General features: G+C 77.2%; 13 protein-coding genes. 10 read left to right on the top strand and 3 right to left on the bottom strand.

What is annotated here, in order from left to right:
• Positions 1-223 precede the first annotated feature (223 nt).
• Positions 224-1417: a DNA glycosylase AlkZ-like family protein gene (locus AC3WUG_RS15680; protein ID WP_492328517.1), complete on the bottom strand. Its 1194-nt coding sequence runs from the start codon at positions 1415-1417 to the stop codon at positions 224-226.
• Between the two features lie 294 nt (positions 1418-1711).
• On the opposite strand from AC3WUG_RS15680, the gene AC3WUG_RS15675 reads away from it, so the two are divergent.
• From AC3WUG_RS15675 to AC3WUG_RS15660, 4 genes are all read left to right on the top strand, one after another.
• The gene (locus AC3WUG_RS15675; protein WP_492328516.1) at positions 1712-4474 is read left to right on the top strand and encodes an FtsK/SpoIIIE family DNA translocase; all 2763 of its coding nucleotides are present in this window, start codon (positions 1712-1714) and stop codon (positions 4472-4474) included.
• Positions 4475-4574: 100 nt separating this feature from the next.
• Positions 4575-5192: a CDP-diacylglycerol--glycerol-3-phosphate 3-phosphatidyltransferase gene (pgsA, locus tag AC3WUG_RS15670; RefSeq protein WP_492328518.1), complete on the top strand. Its 618-nt coding sequence runs from the start codon at positions 4575-4577 to the stop codon at positions 5190-5192.
• Complete coding sequence (locus tag AC3WUG_RS15665; RefSeq protein ID WP_492328515.1) at positions 5189-5719, top strand: CinA family protein; 531 nt, start codon at positions 5189-5191, stop codon at positions 5717-5719. Before pgsA ends, AC3WUG_RS15665 begins: the two co-directional genes overlap by 4 nt.
• Before the next feature lie 215 nt (positions 5720-5934).
• Positions 5935-6270 carry a helix-turn-helix domain-containing protein gene (locus tag AC3WUG_RS15660; RefSeq protein WP_158373248.1) on the top strand — a complete coding sequence of 112 codons (336 nt, stop codon included), beginning with the start codon at positions 5935-5937 and terminating at the stop codon, positions 6268-6270.
• 258 nt (positions 6271-6528) lie between these two features.
• On the opposite strand, the gene AC3WUG_RS15655 is transcribed toward AC3WUG_RS15660, so the two are convergent.
• A complete protein-coding gene (locus AC3WUG_RS15655; RefSeq protein WP_492328514.1) occupies positions 6529-7338 on the bottom strand; it encodes an Fpg/Nei family DNA glycosylase in 810 nt (269 codons plus the stop codon).
• Positions 7339-7401: 63 nt separating this feature from the next.
• On the bottom strand, positions 7402-12486 hold the full coding sequence (locus AC3WUG_RS15650) for an Lhr family helicase (protein ID WP_492328513.1): 5085 nt from the start codon (positions 12484-12486) through the stop codon (positions 7402-7404).
• 111 nt (positions 12487-12597) lie between these two features.
• Here AC3WUG_RS15650 and AC3WUG_RS15645 point away from each other — a divergent pair, with 111 nt between their 5' ends.
• The 6 genes from AC3WUG_RS15645 (at position 12598) to AC3WUG_RS15620 (ending at position 19055) form a co-directional block, all read left to right on the top strand.
• Entirely contained in the window at positions 12598-13077 is a 480-nt protein-coding gene (locus tag AC3WUG_RS15645; RefSeq protein WP_492328512.1) for a hypothetical protein, read from the top strand.
• A gap of 62 nt (positions 13078-13139) precedes the next feature.
• Positions 13140-13376 carry a DUF3046 domain-containing protein gene (locus AC3WUG_RS15640; RefSeq protein ID WP_492328511.1) on the top strand — a complete coding sequence of 79 codons (237 nt, stop codon included), beginning with the start codon at positions 13140-13142 and terminating at the stop codon, positions 13374-13376.
• Between the two features lie 71 nt (positions 13377-13447).
• Positions 13448-15607 (top strand): alkaline phosphatase family protein, encoded by a 2160-nt coding sequence (locus AC3WUG_RS15635; protein WP_492328510.1) that lies wholly within the window; start codon positions 13448-13450, stop codon positions 15605-15607.
• Complete coding sequence (locus tag AC3WUG_RS15630; protein ID WP_492328509.1) at positions 15604-16449, top strand: MBL fold metallo-hydrolase; 846 nt, start codon at positions 15604-15606, stop codon at positions 16447-16449. Before AC3WUG_RS15635 ends, AC3WUG_RS15630 begins: the two co-directional genes overlap by 4 nt.
• 249 nt (positions 16450-16698) lie before the next feature.
• Entirely contained in the window at positions 16699-17739 is a 1041-nt protein-coding gene (gene recA / locus AC3WUG_RS15625; protein ID WP_147793820.1) for a recombinase RecA, read from the top strand.
• Complete coding sequence (locus AC3WUG_RS15620; RefSeq protein ID WP_492328508.1) at positions 17739-19055, top strand: regulatory protein RecX; 1317 nt, start codon at positions 17739-17741, stop codon at positions 19053-19055. Before recA ends, AC3WUG_RS15620 begins: the two co-directional genes overlap by 1 nt.

The raw sequence follows: 19055 nt of genomic DNA, 5'->3' as shown, positions 1-19055 counted from the left end.
GGTGTAGAAGAGACAGCGCCCGGGCCGTCGGCGCGTGCGCGTGATCGCGGCGTCCGGGTGGTCGCCGGCGTGGCCGGTCGGGCGCGTCCGCGCTCGCGCGGCACGTGCGTCCCCGTCTCGCCGGTCCGCGCGCGGCGAGGTCGTCACAACGGGCCGAGGTCGTCACTCGTCCCTGCCGACCTCACCGTGATGTGACGACCTCACGGCGGGCGCGGCGGCGCGGTCAGGCGGGGTCGGCGCCGCGGAAGGCGGCCAGGCGCTCGTGCTGCTCCGCCACGGCCCGCTCCAGGGCCGCGTCCCACGGCACCCAGGGGTCGAGCTCGAGCGCGAGCCGCCTGCCTCGGGCGCGCGGGCGCCAGGTGCCGACGACGTCCCCGTCGGCCAGCACCGCCCCGGGGCGGCCGAGCACCGGCCACAGCGCCGTCGCCCGCGCGGGCTCGGGGACGAGGACGTGCCGGTCGCGGGCCTGGAGGAACAGGTCGTACGGGCCGAGCAGCCGGACGACGGGCGCTCGGCCCGTGCCGACGCCGTCCGCCCCGTCCGCCGCTCCGAGCAGCGCGGGCAGGTCGTCCGCCAGCACCGACGCCGCCGCGCCGTCGACCTCGACCGGCACGGCGTCGGCCGGCCAGCGCCGCCGCACGTCGGTGACCGGCGCGTCGAGGAACGCGGCGACGTCCTTCGCGGTCGCCGGGCCGAGCAGGTGCAGGACCCCGCGGACGAGGTCGTGCGCGACCTCGTCCGCCCGGTCGCCGGCGCCGCCCGCGCCGTCCGTGCCGCCCGCGCCGCCCGCGTCCCGGTCGACCGCTCCGACCTGCGCGGGCGGGAACCCCGGCGACCGCCGGAGGACCGGGGGAGAGGTGCCGGGCTCCAGCTCCAGCCCGGCGTGCAGCGCCCCGAGCCGGAACGGCATCTCGAACATGTGCGTCGCCCCGCAGGGCCGGCACCAGCGCAGGTAGGGCTCGTCCAGCTCCGCGGTCATGCGCGTGGAGAGCGCGCCCTTGCCGGTGGGGGCGTCGACGACCGCGTGCATCGTCCGCGCGACGTGCCCGAGCGCGTCGAGGGGCCGGATGCCCGCCGCCCGCAGCGGCTTCGCGGCGTCGTAGATCCGCTTCCCGGCGTCGGCGTCGGAGTACGGCCGCAGCGCGCGCTGCACGGCGGGCAGGTCGGCGCGGCGGTACGCGTGCGGCGCCCCGCGGACGCTCCACGCCAGCGCGAGGTCGTCCGGCCACGCGCCCGCGCGCACCGGCACCCCGCGGAGCGCCAGCGCCCAGAGCGCCCCGTCGGGCCCGGTGTCCTGGACCCCGGTGCCGAGCACGGCGGCGTCCGTCGCGGCGCGCGCGGGGTCGTGGGCGCGGTCGAGCTGCTGCACGCGGACCCGGTACCGGCGGACCTGGCCGGCGCTGACGCGGTGCTCCATGCCCCGAGCGTCCCACCGGGCGCCGACACCCGTCGCCCGCCGGTGTGCCCGCGCGCCCCGCGCTCCCACGTCGCCCCCCGCCCGCCCGCGGCCTCCAGGCCACCGCCGAGGATGCAGAAGATGCGGGGTTCGTGCGCCCGGAACCCCGCAGGAAGTGCACGTTCAGCGAGGTCGGCGAAGGAGAAGGGGGGAGGGAGGCGAAGACCTGCGGCGGCCGTGGCGCGCGTCACCGACACGCACCCCACCGGCGCGGGCTCCCCGTCGCGCACCCGGGTGGCCGCTACCGTGAGGACCATGGCCGCCCGTCCGTCCTCCACCGCCACCCGTGCGGCTGCGCCGTCGTCGCGCGCCCGCACCGCGGCACCGGCGGCGCGCGCGTCCGGCTCCGGCTCCCGCGGCTCCGCGAAGAACGCCGCACCGCCCCCGCCGCCCCGTGCCGCGCTGCCGATCCGGATCGTGCGCGGCATCTGGATGGGCTGCGCCCACGTCGTCGGCGGCGCCGCGCGCCGGGTCGGCCACGGCGCGCGCGACCTCGACCCCGCGCTGCGCCGCGACGGTGCCGCGTTCTTCCTCATCGCCCTCGCCATCGTCGTCGCCGCGCGCGAGTGGTGGGGCCTGGACGGCATGGCGGGCGACGCCGTGCACGTCGTGGTCGCCGGGACGTTCGGGCGGGTCGCCGTCGCGGTCCCGGTCGCGCTGGTCGGCGTCGCGATCCGGCTGATGCGGCACCCCGAGCGCAACCAGGCGAACTCCCGGATCAGCATCGGCCTGACCGCCATCACGCTCGCGGCGTGCGCGCTGGTGCACGTCCAGCAGGACCTCCCGGCGCCGTCCGGCGGGTTCGAGGCGGTCCGGGACGCGGGCGGGATCGTCGGCTACCTCGTCGGGACGCCGCTGGTGAGCCTGGTGACCGCGTGGGCGGCGGTGCCGCTGCTGGTGCTGCTCGCGTTCTTCGGCGTGCTGGTCGTGACCGCGACGCCGGTCAACCAGATCGGACCCCGGCTGCGCGGCGTCTACGACCGGCTCACCGGCAACCACCGCGACGAGGACGAGGTCGAGGACGACGACGCCCCGCTGGTGATCAACGCGGGGCACACCGCGGTCGAGGAGCCCCCGGCCAAGCCGTCCCGCCGGACGCTGATGGACCGGCTGAAGAAGCGCGCGGCGGCCGACCCGGACGACCCGGCGACCCTGGACGGGTACGCCGGCGACGAGGCCTTCGAGCGCGCCGCGTACGTCGAGCGGATGCGCCGCGAGGAGGAGGACGCCACGGCGGTCCTCGCCGCCGAGGACGACGCCGACGCGGACGTCGTGGCGCCGAGCACCGCGCCGACGCAGGCCGTCACCGCGGTCGGTGCCGCGTCGGCGGCGGCACCGGCGGCCGAGGCGCCCGCGCCGCGCCCGGACCCCGTCGCCCCGCCCACCACGGGCGTGCCCCGCGGCGAGCAGCCGATGCTCGGCGGCGACGTGCTCTACACGCTGCCGGACGAGAACGCGCTCGCGAAGGGCGCCCCGCACAAGGTGCGCTCCGCCGCCAACGACCGCGTGGTCGAGGCGCTGACGAGCGTGCTGGAGAACTTCGAGATCGACGCCCAGGTCACCGGCTTCACCCGCGGCCCGACCGTCACGCGCTACGAGGTCGAGCTCGGCAAGGGCGTGAAGGTCGAGCGGGTCACGGCGCTCAGCAAGAACATCGCCTACGCGGTCGCCTCCGCGGACGTGCGCATCCTGTCGCCGATCCCCGGCAAGTCGGCCATCGGCATCGAGATCCCGAACACCGACCGCGAGACCGTGTCGCTGGGCGACGTGCTCCGGTCGAGCGCGGCCCGCCGCTCCGAGCACCCGATGGTGATCGGCGTCGGCAAGGACGTCGAGGGCGGCTACGTCACGGCGAACCTCGCGAAGATGCCGCACATGCTCGTCGCCGGTGCGACCGGTGCCGGTAAGTCGTCGTTCGTGAACTCGATGATCGTGTCGGTGCTCATGCGCGCCACGCCGGACCAGGTCCGCATGGTGCTGGTCGACCCGAAGCGCGTCGAGCTCACGATCTACGAGGGCATCCCGCACCTCATCACCCCGATCATCACCAACCCGAAGAAGGCCGCTGAGGCCCTCGAGTGGGTGGTGCGGGAGATGGAGGCGCGGTACGACGACCTCGCGATGTTCGGGTTCAAGCACATCGACGACTTCAACGTGGCGGTCAAGGCCGGCAAGGTGAAGCCGCTGCCGGGCTCCGAGCGGAAGATCGCGCCGTACCCGTACCTGCTCGTGATCGTCGACGAGCTGGCCGACCTCATGATGGTCGCCCCGCGCGACGTCGAGGCGTCGATCCAGCGCATCACCCAGCTCGCCCGCGCCGCCGGCATCCACCTGGTGCTCGCGACGCAGCGTCCGTCGGTCGACGTGGTCACCGGCCTGATCAAGGCCAACGTGCCGTCCCGCCTGGCGTTCGCGACCTCGTCGCTGACCGACTCCCGCGTCGTGCTCGACCAGCCCGGCGCCGAGAAGCTGATCGGCCAGGGCGACGCGCTGTTCCTCCCGATGGGTGCCGCGAAGCCGATGCGCACCCAGGGCGCCTGGGTCTCCGAGTCGGAGATCCACGCCGTCGTCGCGCACGTGAAGCAGCAGCTGAAGCCGGTCTACCGCGAGGACGTGACGGTCACCGCGGCCAAGAAGCAGGTGGACGAGGACATCGGCGACGACCTCGACCTGCTGCTGCAGGCGGCGGAGCTCGTCGTCACGTCGCAGTTCGGCTCGACGTCGATGCTGCAGCGCAAGCTGCGCGTCGGGTTCGCGAAGGCCGGCCGTCTGATGGACCTGCTGGAGTCCCGCGAGATCGTCGGCCCGTCCGAGGGGTCGAAGGCGCGCGAGGTGCTCGTGCAGCCGGACGACCTGCCGGGCACGCTGGCGATGCTGCGCGGCGAGCCGGAGCCCGGCGGCGGCGCCGCGGGCGGCGGGTCGGCGGGCGAGGACCGGTACGCCGCGCCCGAGGGCCGGATGCCCGGCGAGCCGCCCGAGGCCGTCGACTACTACGACGACGCCGACGACCTGCGCTGACGCCCGGTCCGGGGTCGGTCGCGGCCGCCGCGGGCGCGTCGCCCGGGCCGTGGTCCGCGCCCGCTGCCCGTAGGCTGTCGGGGTGAGCCGCCCTTCGCCGATGAACGTCGCCAACGTCGTGACGGTGCTGCGCATCGCCGTCGTGCCGTTCTTCGCGTGGGCCCTGCTGGTCGACGGCGGGCAGGACCCGCGCTGGCGCTGGGTGTCCGCGGGCATCTTCGCGCTGGCCGCAGCCACCGACCGGCTCGACGGCTACCTGGCGCGGCGGCTCGGCCTGGTCACGGACCTCGGCAAGCTGCTCGACCCGATCGCCGACAAGGCCCTGATCGGCACCGCGCTGGTCGGGCTGTCCTGGATCGGCGACCTCAGCTGGTGGGTGACGGGGGCGATCCTCGTCCGGGAGATCGGCATCACCGTGATGCGGTTCTTCCTCCTGAGGTACCTCGTCCTGCCGGCGTCGCGCGGCGGCAAGATCAAGACGGTCCTCCAGTCCGTCGCCGTCGGGCTGTTCCTGCTGCCGCTGTCCGAGCTGCCGACCGCGGTGCTCGTGCTGGCGAGCGTCCTCATGGGCGCGGCCGTGGTCGTCACCCTGGTCACCGGCGCCGACTACGTGCGGACGGCGCTGCGGGTGCACCGCGAGCACGTCACGGGCGGCGCGGACGCGACCCGGCACGCCGCGGCCACCGGGACCACGTCCTCGCACGGCGACCCCGTGTGACGACCGCACCGGCCCCGACCGGCGGCCCGGAGCACCCCGCGGGCGCCCCGGAGGCGGCCGCCGCGGTCCTCGACGCGCTGCGCGGGCGCGGCTGGACCGTCGCCACCGCCGAGTCGCTCACCGGCGGCCAGGTCGCCGCCACCCTCGTCGACGTCCCCGGCGCCTCCCGGTCCTTCCGCGGCGGCGTCGTCGCCTACGCGACCGACGTCAAGGGCACGGTGCTCGGCGTGGACGCCGGCCTGCTCGCGGCGCACGGCGCCGTGCACCCCGACGTGGCGCGGCAGATGGCGGAGCGCGTGCGCGGGGTCCTCGGGTCGGACGTGGGGCTCGCGACCACCGGCGTCGCCGGCCCGGACCCGCAGGACGGGTTTTCACCCGGGACGGTGCACGTGGCCGTCGCGACGCCCGAGCGCACGGTGGTCCGCACGCTCGACCTGGCCGGCGACCGGGCGGCGATCCGGGCCGCCACCTGCGCCGCGGTGCTCCGGGAGGCGCTCTCCGTCGTGCGGCCCGGCGGGGCGCTCTGACCCCCGGGAACACCGGGGGCCGTGCAGGCGTTGTGGAGATCGTGATGAACACCAGGCCCACCAGCCGTCCCGGCGCTGCCCGTCAGGGGAGCGCACTGTACGGTGGGAGCCTCCCCACGCGGGGCCACAAGGGTGCCGCCGTCGTCCGGCCCGCTGCGGCGGGCGCGCAGACGGCGCGGCAGGAGCAGGATCGGGACATGAGAGGGGGACGCCAGATGGTCGTGTTGCGCCGAGAGATCGGTGACGTGCTGCGGGATGCCCGCCAGCGGCAGGGACGCACCCTGCGCGAGGTGTCCTCCGCCGCCCGGGTGTCGCTGGGCTACCTCAGCGAGGTCGAGCGGGGTCAGAAGGAGGCGTCGTCGGAGCTGCTCGCGAGCATCTGCGAGGCGCTCGACGTGCCCATGTCGCTCGTGCTGCGCGAGGTGAGCGACCGCATCGCCGTCGCCGAGGGTCTGCTGATCCCCGACACCGTCCCGGTCGACCTGGCTTCGGCCCTGGGCGGCCAGGACAGCACCTGGCGCCGCCGCCCGGAGCTCACCCCGGTCGGCTGACCGCGGGGGACACCCACCCCAGACACCGACGACGCCCGGTCGTCCCGCCCTTCGCTCGGCGGGAGGCCGGGCGTCGTCGCGTCGGGGGCCCGCGAGGCGTGCCCCCGACGACCTGGCAGTGGAACGTCGTCACCGACACGCCGACGGCGTGTCGGTCACGACGTTCCACTGTCGAACGGGCGGGCTTGCGGGCGTGACCCGGCAGACGGGGTATCCGGGCCGCCGGGATGCCTCGGACGCCCGGCCGGTGCGGGCGCGTCAGACCGCCGGGGCGGGCGGGCGCTGGCAGACGCCGCAGAAGTACGCCGGCCGCTCCGTCGGCGGGTGCCCCGCCAGGCCGCGGCGCACCGGCGCGCCGCACCGCCGGCACGGCTCCTTGAGCCGCCCGTGCACCCAGGTCTCCCGCCCGCGGTAGACCTCCCCGGTGGTCGACGGGGAGGACGACCCGACCGAGCGCTGCATGATCGCCCGTGCCACCCGGAGCAGCCGGGACGGGTCGGTCACCTCGTCGGCGGGGGTCCACGGCCAGATCTTCTCGAGGAACAGCGAGTCGGCCATGTAGATCGTGCCGATGCCGGCGACGACCGTCTGGTCGAGCAGCACCTCGCACACCGGCGTCGACCCGCGCGCGGCCCACCGGCGGAGCGTCTCGGGCAGCCCGGCGGTCTCGAAGTCGTCGGCCAGCAGGTCGGGGCCCAGGTGGCCGATCAGCGTGTGCTCGTCGCGGGTGGGCACGACGTCGAGCATGCCGATGAGCTCGCCGACCGCGGTCCAGGTCTCGTTGGCCAGCACGGCGCGGACGTGCGGCGCGCCTGCCCGGGCGCCGGGCGAGCCGGTGCGGGCGATCCGCCAGGACCCGTCCATGCGAAGGTGCGTGTGCAGGGTGCGGCCGTCGTCGAACCGGGTGAGCAGGTGCTTGCCGTAGGACTTCGTGCCGAGGACCGTGCGGCCGACCAGGTCGACGGTCGCGGCGGTGGGCCAGCGCAGGTCGCTGCGGACGAGCACCCGTCCGGCGAGTGCCTCGTCGAGCCGCCGGGCGGTGCGCGCCAGGATGTCGCCCTCAGGCACCGGCCGTCACCGTCCCGGTCGACCCCGGCCGGCCGCACCGGCCGCGCGCCGGCCGGCGGCGCCTCACCGGGCGCTCCGCAGCCGGATGCCCCGCGGCGTCGGCGCGAAGTCGGCCAGCGCGAGCGCCCGTCCGAGCGCCGTCGACTCCAGCCCGCCGGTCAGCAGCTCCTCGCCGTCGGCCCGGACGAGCGTGATCCGGCCGAGCCGCCCCTCGCGCACGGTCTCGGCCAGCCCCGCCGTGGCGAGCCGGAGCGCGGTCTCGTCCTCGGTGAACGTCAGGACGGTGCGCCCGCCGCGCTCCAGGTAGAGCGCGAGCACCCCGTCGACCAGCACGACCACGGCGCCGGCCTTCCGCCCGGGGCGGTGCCCGGTGGGCGCGTCGGCGCGGACCGGCCAGGCGAGCGCGGCGCCGTACGGGTTCGCGGGGTCGGTCGCGGCGAGCAGCACGACGGAGCGGTCGGCGTCGGCCGGGACCGACTGCTCCGCGATCCGCTCGATCTGCCGGGCCTCCGCGCGCAGCTGGTCGACCGCCCCGGGCAGCGCGAACTGCGAGCCGCCCAGGTGCTCGACGAAGTACCCGCGCCGCACCTGCCCCTGCTGCTCGAGCGCGGCGAGCACCCGGTAGACCGGCGCGAACTGCCCGGCGACGCCCTCGGCGGGCGCGACCGCGCGGGTGAGCACGCCGTGCCGGTCGAGCAGCTGCGCGGCCAGGGCGTGCGCGCGCCGGGTGGGGTCCTGCTCCCGGGACGGCAGGATCGACCACCGGCCCCCGGCCTCGCCGCCCGACGTCGCGAGGCCGCCGCCGAGGCCGCCCAGGCCGCCGCCGGCGAGCCCCGCGCCGCGCAGGCCGAGCCCGCTGCCGCGCAGGCTCGGCCGGCCGCCGAACCGGCCGCCGCCCATCGTGAGCTGCCGGGCCCGGGACGGCGGCGCCGACGCGGTCGTCTTGTGCGTCGTCCGCCCGCCCGCGAGCCGGGCGCGCAGCGGCGCCAGCCCGTCGTTGGTGACCAGCCCGGCCCACACCAGGTCCCAGAGCGCGTCGACCAGCGCGGCCTGCGACGGGGGCGCCTCGGGCAGCGCCTCGGCGACCCGGGACCCCAGGGCGCCGACGAAGTACGCCCCGCCGCCGCGCAGCGCCTCGACCAGCGCGCGGTGCAGCGGCGTGTCCAGGTGCTCGGGCGCGGGCGCCGGCTCGGAGCCCGGCGCGGTCAGCAGCGGCAGCGTGAGGTCGGCGGTCCCGGCGAGGTGCAGGCTGACGAGCCCGTCCTTGCCGGGGAGCGTGCCGTGGCCGGCCCACAGCACCTCGCCGGACGCGGTGAGCTCGTCCAGCAGCGCCGGGCTGTAGTCGGGGACCCGCGCGGGCAGCACCAGGGACTCCAGGGCGGAGGCGGGCACGACGGCGCCCGCCAGCTGCTCCACGGCGCGCGCCAGGCCGTCGACGCCGCGCAGCGCACCCGGGGCGGACCGCCCGATCGCGTGCTGCCACGCCGGCAGGAACCGGCCGAGCGCCACCTGCGGCACCGGCTCGACCTCGGACCGCAGCGCGGCGAGCGAGCGCCGGCGCAGCGTACGCAGCACGTCCGCGTCGCAGTACTCGTCGCCGACGCCGCCCAGCGCGTCGGGCCGCAGCCGCCCCTGCACGACGACCCCGGCCCGCTCCAGCGGCCGCAGCGCCGCCTGCACCACGGCGGTGCCGAGCCCGAACCGGGCGGCGACCTGCGCGGCGGTGAACGGCCCGTGCGTCCGCGCGTGCCGGCGCATCAGGTCGCCCAGCGGGTCGGGCAGCACCTCGGTGAACACCTCGGGCACCCCGACGGGCAGAGCGACGCCGAGCGCGTCCCGGAGCCGGCCGGCGTCCTCGACCGCGGCCCACTGCTCGGCGTCGGCGGGCGCGACGCCCGAGATCCGCACCCGGATGATCCGGCGGGCGTGCTCCAGGTCGGCGAGCCAGCCGGCGACGTCGTCGCGCACGTCCTCCCGGCTGCGGGCCTCGACGCCCGCCAGCGGCAGGGGCCCGTGCCGGCGGAGCACGTCGGCGACCTGCTCGGCCGAGCGCGCCTGCCGGTCGGGGTCGGTGGCGGTGAGCTCGGCCTCGGTGCGGACGACGGCGTCCGGGTCGAGCAGGTCGGCGATCTGCGAGCCCCCGCCGCCGCCCAGCAGCTCGTCCAGCAGCGTGGGGTCGAGCGTCAGCGCGGCGGCGCGGCGCTCGGCCAGCGGGGCGTCGCCGTCGTACAGGAACTGCGCGGTGTAGCCGAACAGCAGCGACTGGGCGAACGGCGACGGCCGGGTCGTGGTCACCTCGACCACCCGCACCCGGCCCGCCGACACGTCCCGCATGAGCTCGACGAGCGCGTCGATGTCGAAGTCGTCCTGCAGGCACTCGCGCACGGCCTCGAGCAGGATCGGGAAGTCCGGGTACCGGGACGCGACGCTGAGCAGCTGCGCCGAGCGCTGCCGCTGCTGCCACAGCGGCTGCCGGCGGTCGGGCCGGCGGCGGGGGAGCAGCAGCGCGCGGGCGGCGGCCTCGCGGAACCGGGCGCCGAACATGGCGGAGCCGCCGAGCTCCTCGCGGACGGCGTCGGCGACCTCGTCGGGCTCGATCAGCAGGTCCGCCGCGTCGACGGGCGCCGCGTCGGTGAGGCCGCCGGGGCTGGACGGGGAGCCGTCGGCCGACCAGGAGTCGGGCGCGGTCCAGCCGAGCAGGTCGCCCACGGGGTCGGCGGTCGCGGCGAGCATGTCGGGCAGCCGGAGCACGATGCCGTCGTCGGCGTGCATGGCGGCCGCGTCGACGCCGAACCGCTCGCGCAGCCGCGCGCCGAGCACCAGCGCCCACGGCGCGTGCACCCGAGCCCCGTACGGGGAGTGCACGACGACGCGCCAGTCGCCGAGCTCGTCGCGGAACCGCTCGACCACCACGGTGACGTCGCTCGGCAGCGTGCCGGTCGCCTCCCGCTGCTCGCGCAGGTACCCGAGCAGGTTGTCGGCGGCCCACGGGTCGAGCCCGGCCTCGGCGACCCGCGTGCGCGCGTCGGCGTCGGGCAGGTCGGCGACCTCCCGCGCCCAGGCGCCCATCGCGCGGCCGAGCGAGGCGGGCCGGCCCTGGGAGTCGCCCTTCCAGAACGGCAGCCGCCCGGGGACGCCGGGGGCGGGGGTGACGAGCACCCGGTCCGGGGTGATGTCCTCGATCCGCCAGGTGCTGGACCCGAGCGTGAACGTGTCGCCGACCCGCGACTCGTAGACCATCTCCTCGTCGAGCTCGCCGACCCGCTTGCCGCCGCGGGTGCGCCCGCCGGACCGCTCGGGGTCGACCGGCACGTCGGCCGTCTCGGAGCCGGACGCGAGGAACACGCCGTACAGGCCGCGGTCCGGGATCGTGCCGCCGCTGGTCACGGCCAGCCGCAGGGCGCCGGGCCGGGCGCTGAGCACGTCGGTCGCGCGGTCCCACAGGATGCGCGGGCGCAGCTCGGCGAACTCCTCGCTCGGGTACCGGCCCGCCAGCATGTCGAGCACCGCGCGCAGCGTCGCGTCGCCGAGGGTCGTGAACGGCGCGGACCGGCGCACGACGGCGGCCAGCTCGGTGACGGTCCAGTCCTCCTGCGCGACCATCGCGACGACCTGCTGCGCGAGCACGTCGAGCGGGTTGGTCAGCACGTGCAGCGGCTCGATCTGCCCGGCGCGCATCCGGAGCGCCGTCACCGCCGCGGGCACGAGGTCGCCCCGGAACGTCGGGAACACCACGCCGTGCGACACCGCGCCGACCTGGTGGCCCGCGCGGCCGATGCGCTGCAGCCCGCTCGCGGCCGACGGGGGCGCGCCCACCTGGACCACCAGGTCCACCGCGCCCATGTCGATGCCGAGCTCCAGCGAGCTGGTCGCGACCACGGCGGGCAGCCGGCCGGCCTTGAGCTCGGACTCGGTGCGGGTGCGTTCCGCGCGGCTCATCGACCCGTGGTGCGCGCGGGCGATGATCGTCTCCGCGTCCCGGGCGTCCACGCCGACCGCGGTCCCGGACTGGGCGTTGGCCTGCGCGGCCCACAGCGTGCCGGGGTCGGGGACGTCCTCGCCCTGGCGCTCGGCCCACACCTCGTTCATCCGGGCGGTCAGCCGCTCGGCGCCGCGGCGGGAGTTGGTGAACACCAGCGTCGACCGGTGGTCGGCGACCAGGTCGACGACCCGCTCCTCGACGTGCGGCCAGATCGACGGCCGGGGCGCGCCGGACCCGGCGGCCTGGCCGGTGAGGTCGGCCTCGCCGGGCGCGAGCGGGGGCAGCTCGTCGTCGACGACGGGCTTCGGCGCGGACCCGCGGGCCCTGCCGTCGTCCGGCAGCGGCGCGCCGAGGTCCGTGAGGTCCGGCACCGGGACCACGACGTCGACCCGGATCTCCTTGGTCGACGGCGGCTGCACGACGACCACCTCGCGCCCGCCGTCCGCCGGGGCGCGGCCGCCGCTGAGGAACGCCGCGACCCGGTCGACCGGCGTCACGGTCGCGGACAGGCCGATGCGCTGGGCCGGGCCGGGGCCGTCGGGCCGGTCGAGCAGCGCGTCCAGCCGCTCCAGCGACACCGCCAGGTGCGCGCCGCGCTTGGTGCCGGCGACGGCGTGGATCTCGTCGAGGATCACCGTCCGCACGCCCGACAGCCCGGCCCGCGCGCCCGAGGTCAGCACGAGGAACAGCGACTCGGGCGTGGTGATGAGGATGTCCGGCGGCTTCGTCGCGAACTGCCGCCGCTCGTGGGGCGGGGTGTCGCCGGTGCGGACGCCCACCTGCACGTCGGGCAGCGCGAGCCCGCGGCGGGTCGCGGCCTGCCGGACGCCGACCAGCGGGGAGCGCAGGTTGCGCTCGACGTCGGTGGCCAGCGCCTTGAGCGGCGACACGTACAGCACCCGGCACCGCTGCAGCGGGTCGGCCTCGGCGTCGACGGGCTCCGCGGTGATCCGGTCGAGCGCCCACAGGAACGCCGCGAGCGTCTTGCCGGACCCGGTCGGCGCGACGACGAGCGCGTGCCGGCCGGTCGACACCGCGTCCCACGCGCCCGCCTGGGCGGCCGTCGGCTCGGCGAAGGCGCCGCGGAACCAGTCCTGCGTCGGCTCGGAGAACCGCCCGAGGACGTCGGCGCCGGTGGGGCCGCCGGCGGTCGGGGAGGGTGTCACCGCGCCATTCTGTCGCGGGCCACCGACACGCGCGCCCCCACCTGCGGGTCCGCGGCTGCGCGCTGCGCGAACGGCTGCGCGCGGCGGGCCGGTCGCGGCAGGATCGGGGGCATGCCGATCGACGACGCGACGCAGTCCGCGGTCCGTGCGCTGTGGGAGGCGGGTGCGCGCCACGGCCGGGCGCCCGCGCCGGTGCCCGAGGCGGACCCGTGGGAGGACGAGGTCCAGGGGGCGGAGCGGTCGCCGGTCGTCGTCGTGCTCGCGGGGACCCCGGACGTGCAGGTCCGGCTCTACCGGGACGGCCAGGACGAGGTGCACGTCGAGGACGTCGCGACGCTGGAGGTGCCGCGCCGGGACACCGCGGCCGTGGTCGACGCGCTGCTCGACCGCGGCGGGCGCCGCGCGCGGCGGCGGCCCCGGGTGCGCGGCGTGCTCGGGAACGTGCTCGCCGCGCTCGTCGGGAGCCCGGCGCCGTCGGACCTGGAGGTGCGGGTCGGCGACGGGGAGGAGGTCCGGGTGTACCGGGCGCAGGTGACCATGCGGCACCCGGTGCCGGGGTGGCTGCTGGCGCTGCCCACGACGGACGGCTGACCGCCCGCGCCCCGGCACGCGTACGCTCGCAGGTCCACGACGCGGACGGGAGGGAGCGCGAGGTGCGGTACCGCGAGTTCTGGCAGCTGGTCGACGAGGTGCTCGGCAGCGCCCACGGCCGCGTCCTCACGCACGAGCTCGTGCTCCAGCGCCTCGGCGACCGCACCCCCGAGCAGGCCCTCGACGCCGGCATCGACCCGCGGGACGTCTGGCACGCCCTGTGCGACGAGCTCGACATCCCCGACGCCCGGCGCTGGGGCTCGGACAAGTACCGCCAGGCCCCGCCCGCGCGCCCCTGACCTCGGTCGCGAGGCCACCCCCACCCGCAACGGGTCGCCCGCGGCGCGCCCGCGCGTGGCAGGCTGAGGACGTGTCGCCCGACGACCCGCACCGCCCGCAGCCCGGCTGGTGGTCGGTCACGCTCAGCGACGTGGGCGACGCCCTGCTGGGACTGGTCACCACCGCCCTGGGGCTCGGCATCGCGATCGCGGTCGTCGACGGGGTGAGCGCCTCCAACCCCGGGTCGGTGCTGCTCGCGGCGCTCGCGGTCGCGGTGGGCGACCTGCTGCTGCGCCCGCCGCTGCGGCTGCTCGCCCGGGTGGGCGGGGCGATGGGTGCGCTGCTCGCGGGTCTCGCCGCGCAGGTGCTCGTCGCCTGGCTGGCGCTGACGCTGCTGCCCGGCCTGCAGGTGCGGAACGCCTGGGCCGTCGTGCAGGTGCTCGTCATCGCGGCGGTCGTGATGGCGGTCGGCCGCTGGGTCTGGGGCGCCTCCGACTCGGACTACGTGGTGGGCGACGTGCTCCGCCGGGCCCGGGCGCACGCCCGCCGGGCCGGGGAGGGCGGCGGCGCCGTGCCCGACGACCGGCCACCCGGGCTGCTGGTGGTGCAGCTCGACGGCGTCGCGGCGCCGGTGCTCGCGCAGGCCGTCGACGCCGGGCTCGCGCCCACGATGGCGCGCTGGGTCGCGGACGGCACGCACGTGGTGCGCGAGTGGTGGGCGCAGGCCCCGTCGACGACCCCGGCGAGCCAGGCCGGCCTGCTGCACGGCGCCGCGGACGAGATCTGCTCGTTCCGGTGGTGGGACCGCGAGGTCGGCCGGCTGGTGGTGACGAACCACCCGGAGGACGCCGCGCTGGTGGAGCGGCGGCTGTCGGACGGCCGCGGGCTGCTCGCCGACGGCGGCGCGTCGGTGGCGACGATGTTCTCCGGCGACGCCGAGCGGCAGCACCTCGTGATGAGCCAGGCGCGGCGCGGGATCGGTCCCGGGACGTCCTACCTGCGGTTCTTCGCGAGCCCGTTCGTGCTGGCGCGCGCGGTCACGCTGACGATCGGCGAGATGGTCAAGGAGCTCTACCAGGGGCGGCGGCAGCGGGTGCGCGGCGTGCGGCCCCGGGTGCCGCGCCGCGGCTGGTACGTCGTGCTCCGCGGGGTGACGAACGTGCTGCTGCGGGACCTCGCGACGTCGGTCGTCGCCGAGCAGCTCGTGCGCGGGGCGCCGGTGGTCTTCGTCGACCTGGTCGACTACGACGAGATCGCGCACCACGCCGGCCCGACCCGGCCGGAGTCGATGCGCGCGCTGGAGGGCCTGGACCGGGTGCTGGACACGCTCGTCCGGGTCGTCGCCGCCGCGCCGCGCGACTACCGGGTGGTGGTCCTGTCCGACCACGGGCAGTCGCTCGGGGCCACGTTCGAGCAGGTCGCGGGCCGGCCGCTGGTCGACGTCGTGCGCGGGCACATGGCCGGCGCCGGCGTCGCCGCGGTGCAGGCGGGCACCGACGACGAGCAGTGGGGTCCGCTGAACGCGTTCCTCAGCTCGACCTCCGCGCGGCACGGCGCGGACCGGTCGCGGGTGCTCGGGCCGCCGGGCCGGGACCGCCGCGACGGCGACACCCCGGAGCCCGGGTCCGACGGGGCCGCCCCGCCGGACGTCGCGGTCGCCGGGTCGGGCAACCTCGGGATGGTGTGGTTCCCGCGGTCCGGGCGGCGGCTGGTGCTCGAGGAGGTCGAGGAGCGCTGGCCGGGGCTCGTGCGCGGGCTCGCCGGCACGCCCGGGATCGGGCTGGTCGTCGTCGACACCGCGGCGCGCGGCCTCGCGGCGGTCGGACCGGGCGGCGTCGCGTGGCTCGAGGAGGCCGACGGCGGCGCCGCCGTCGACGGCGTGGACCCGGTCGCGCGGTACGGCGGGCAGGCGGCGGACGACCTGCGGCGGCTCGGTCGGCTCGACCACGTGGGCGACCTCGTCGTCCTGTCGGACGTCTCCGCGGACGGGCACGTGCACGCGTTCGAGGGGCAGGTCGGGTCGCACGGCGGGCTCGGCGGTGCGCAGAATCGGGCCGTGCTGCTGCACCCCGTGGACCTCGCGGTCGACGACGACCTGCTGGCCGACGTCGACGGGCGTCGCATGCCCGTCGGGGCGGACCGGGTGCACGAGCAGCTGGTCCGCTGGGCGACCGGGCTCGGGCTGCGCCGGACGGCGACGCGCCGGGTGGCGGACGAGGCGGCGGACGAGGCCGCGGAGGCGGGGAGGTGACCGCCGGCGACCCGGCCGGCGCGGGCGCGACGCTGCGCTGGCTCGGGCACGCGACGGTGGTCCTCGACGTCGGCGGGACGCGGCTGGTCACCGACCCGCTGCTGCGCCCGCACGCCGGCCTGCTGCGCCGCAGCGCCCCGGCGCCGCACCCCGAGGACTGGGCCGACGCCGGCGCCGTGCTCGTCTCGCACCTGCACCACGACCACGCCGAGATCGGCTCCCTGCGGCTGCTCGGCGACGTGCCGGTGCTCGCCGCGCGGGCGAACGCGCACTGGCTCGACCGGCAGGGGCTGCACGCGGTCGGCCTGGGGGCGGAGGAGTGGTGGACCGTCCCCGGCACCGCGGTCCGCGTCCGCCCGGTGCCCGCCGAGCACGGGCACCGCCCGATGCCGCACCGGCCGAACGCCACCCACGGGTTCCTGGTCGTCGCGCCCGGGCTCCGGGTGTGGTTCGCCGGCGACACCGCGCCGTACCCGCAGATGCGCCGGCTGCCGGACCTCGCGGGCGGCCCGATCGACCTGGCCCTCGTCCCGGTCGGCGGCTGGGGGCCGCGGCTGTCGGGCGGGCACATGGACCCGCACCAGGCGGCCGAGGTGTGCGAGGCGGTCGGGGTGCGGTGGGCGGTCCCCGTGCACTGGGGGACGCTGCACGCACCCGCGTCCCGGCGGCTGCCGCCGGGGTGGATGGACCGGGCGGGTCCGGCGTTCGCGCGGGCGCTCGCGCGGCGGGCCCAGGTGGAGCCGGTGCTGCTGGCGCCGGGGGAGGCGGTCCGGCTCGGCGAGCCGGGCGTGTCCCCGGTCGGCGACGTCGCGGGCGGTCCGGTGGGTGCGCCGGCGGGCTGACCGGGGCGGGACGCGCCCGGCGTGTCGGTGCGGCGCCGATCGAACACGTGTTCGGTAGAGTGGCTCTCGTTGGCGCGCCGCGGGTCCGGGTGCGGCCGGCGGGTCGTCCCCAGGCAGGGCGGGCCGTGCGGGCTGTGGACGGGGCCGGGGTCCATGTCGGTGGTCGGGCATAGCGTCAGCGCACGACACGAGAAGACCAGCCCTGCCGGCGCAGCGCGAGGCTGCACGAGACGCACGAGGTGGAACACCATGCCCGCACCCCAGGACCGCGAGAAGGCTCTCGAGGCCGCCCTCAGCCAGATCGACCGCCAGTTCGGCAAGGGCTCGATCATGCGTCTCGGCGACGACGGTCGCGCCCCGGTCGAGGTCATCCCGACCGGCTCCGTCGCCCTCGACGTCGCGCTCGGCATCGGCGGTCTGCCGAAGGGCCGCATCGTCGAGATCTACGGCCCCGAGTCGTCCGGTAAGACCACCGTCGCGCTGCACGCCGTGGCCAACGCCCAGCGCCAGGGCGGCATCGCCGCGTTCATCGACGCGGAGCACGCGCTGGACCCGGACTACGCCAAGAAGCTCGGCGTCGACACCGACGCGCTGCTCGTGTCCCAGCCGGACACCGGTGAGCAGGCGCTCGAGATCATGGACATGCTGATCCGCTCCGGCGCGATCGACATCATCGTCATCGACTCCGTCGCGGCGCTCGTGCCGAAGGCCGAGATCGAGGGCGAGATGGGCGACAGCCACGTCGGTCTGCAGGCCCGCCTCATGTCCCAGGCGCTCCGCAAGATCACCGGCGCGCTCAACGCGTCCGGCACCACCGCGATCTTCATCAACCAGCTGCGCGAGAAGATCGGCGTGTTCTTCGGCTCGCCCGAGACCACCACCGGTGGCAAGGCGCTCAAGTTCTACGCCTCGGTCCGCATGGACATCCGCCGCATCGAGACCCTGAAGGAGGGCTCGGACGCCGTCGGCAACCGGACCCGCATCAAGGTCGTCAAGAACAAGATGGCGCCGCCGTTCAAGCAGGCCGAGTTCGACATCCTGTACGGCGTCGGCATCTCCCGCGAGGGCGGCCTCATCGACATGGGCGTCGAGCACGGGTTCATCCGGAAGTCCGGCTCCTGGTTCACGTACGAGGGCGACCAGCTCGGCCAGGGCAAGGAGAACGCGCGCGGGTTCCTGCGCGACAACCCGGACCTCGCCGCCGAGATCGAGAAGAAGATCCTCGAGAAGCTCGGCATCGGTGCCAAGGTCGACGCGCCCGCCGGCGCGGAGGTGAAGGTCGACTTCTGATGTCGACACGGCACGACCCGGCCGCCGCCGCTGGTGCGGAGGCGGCCGGGGACGACTCGGCGTGGCTCGACACCGCCCCGGCGGGCGAGTCGGCGTGGGACGATCTGTCCGACGGTGACGCGTCCGCCTGGTCGGGGGCGGGGGAGTCCTCGGCGTCCGTCTGGGACGACGACGCCCCGGCTCCCGCCGCGGTGTGGGAGGACGACGCGCCGCCTCCCGCTCCCGGGTGGGAGGACGAGACGGCGGGGCCGGCGTCGCCGGGGGGCCGTGGCGCCGCGGCGACCGCTCCGGTCGGGGACGACGAGGTCGCGGGCGACGCGTGGGGGGACGGCTCCGGCACCGTCTCGCGCTCGGGCACCCCTGCACGCTCGGGCACCCCTGCACGCTCGCGCACTCCTGCCCGCTCGCGCACCGCCGCGCCCACCGGGGTCGACGCGGAGCGTGCGCCGCGCCGGCGCCCGCGCACCGGCGGACCCGCGACCACCTCGGAGGAGCAGTCGCCGGAGGTCGCGGCCGTCGCGGCGCGGCTCGCCGAGATCGTGGCGCGGTCCGGGGGTGCCTGGCCGGCGCCCGTGGCCGCCACGCCCGCGGCCGACCCGGGCGTCGTCGACCCGGGCGCCGTGGACCCGGGCGCCGTCGACTTGGGGGGCGATCCGAGCGCCGACCCGGGCGTCGGTGACGCCCCCGGCTCGGCCCCCGGCCCCCGCCGGGGCGGTGCGCGCCGCCCCGCCACCGGTCGACGCCGCGCGCCCGCGACCGAGCCGCCCGAGGGCGGTGCCGCCGCGGCCGACGCCGAGCCCGACCCCGACTCCGTCGCCCGCGCGATCGCCCTGCGCCAGCTCACCGCGGCCCCCCGGAGCCGGTTCCAGCTCGCGGAGGCGATGGCGAAGCGCGACGTGCCCGAGGACGTCGCGGACCGCGTGCTCGACCGGTTCACCGAGGTCGGTCTGGTGGACGACGCCGCCTACGCCGAGGTCCTGGTCCGCAGCCGGCACGCCGAGCGCGGCATGTCCCGGCGCGCCCTCGCGATGGAGCTGCGCCGCAAGGGCGTCGACGACGAGGTGGCCCGCGAGGCGCTTGAGCAGGTCGACGACGCCGACGAGGAGCAGGCGGCCCGCGCGCTCGCCCGCAAGAAGCTCCGCGCGACCCGGGGGCTCGACCGCGAGGTCCGGCTGCGCCGGGCGTACGGGGCGCTCGGGCGCCGCGGGTACGGGGGTTCGCTGGTGTCGCGGGTCGTGCGCGAGGAGCTCGACGCCGAGGGCGCGGACGCCGGCGACCCCGGCGACGGGTGGACGGGCGCAGTCGGCACGGTCTGA

Source organism: Cellulomonas sp. EB106-03-03-XG116 (assembly GCF_058792015.1).
Note: the sequence above shows the minus strand (reverse complement) of the source record. Positions and strands in the feature narration are given on the sequence as shown.

Coding starts and splice junctions, on each gene's coding strand:
- AC3WUG_RS15620 (WP_492328508.1), top strand. CDS start 17,739: ATGTCGACACGGCACGACCCGGCCGCCGCCGCTGGTGCGGAGGCGGCC.
- AC3WUG_RS15645 (WP_492328512.1), top strand. CDS start 12,598: ATGCCGATCGACGACGCGACGCAGTCCGCGGTCCGTGCGCTGTGGGAG.
- AC3WUG_RS15660 (WP_158373248.1), top strand. CDS start 5,935: ATGGTCGTGTTGCGCCGAGAGATCGGTGACGTGCTGCGGGATGCCCGC.
- recA (WP_147793820.1), top strand. CDS start 16,699: ATGCCCGCACCCCAGGACCGCGAGAAGGCTCTCGAGGCCGCCCTCAGC.
- AC3WUG_RS15675 (WP_492328516.1), top strand. CDS start 1,712: ATGGCCGCCCGTCCGTCCTCCACCGCCACCCGTGCGGCTGCGCCGTCG.
- pgsA (WP_492328518.1), top strand. CDS start 4,575: ATGAACGTCGCCAACGTCGTGACGGTGCTGCGCATCGCCGTCGTGCCG.
- AC3WUG_RS15680 (WP_492328517.1), bottom strand. CDS start 1,417: ATGGAGCACCGCGTCAGCGCCGGCCAGGTCCGCCGGTACCGGGTCCGC.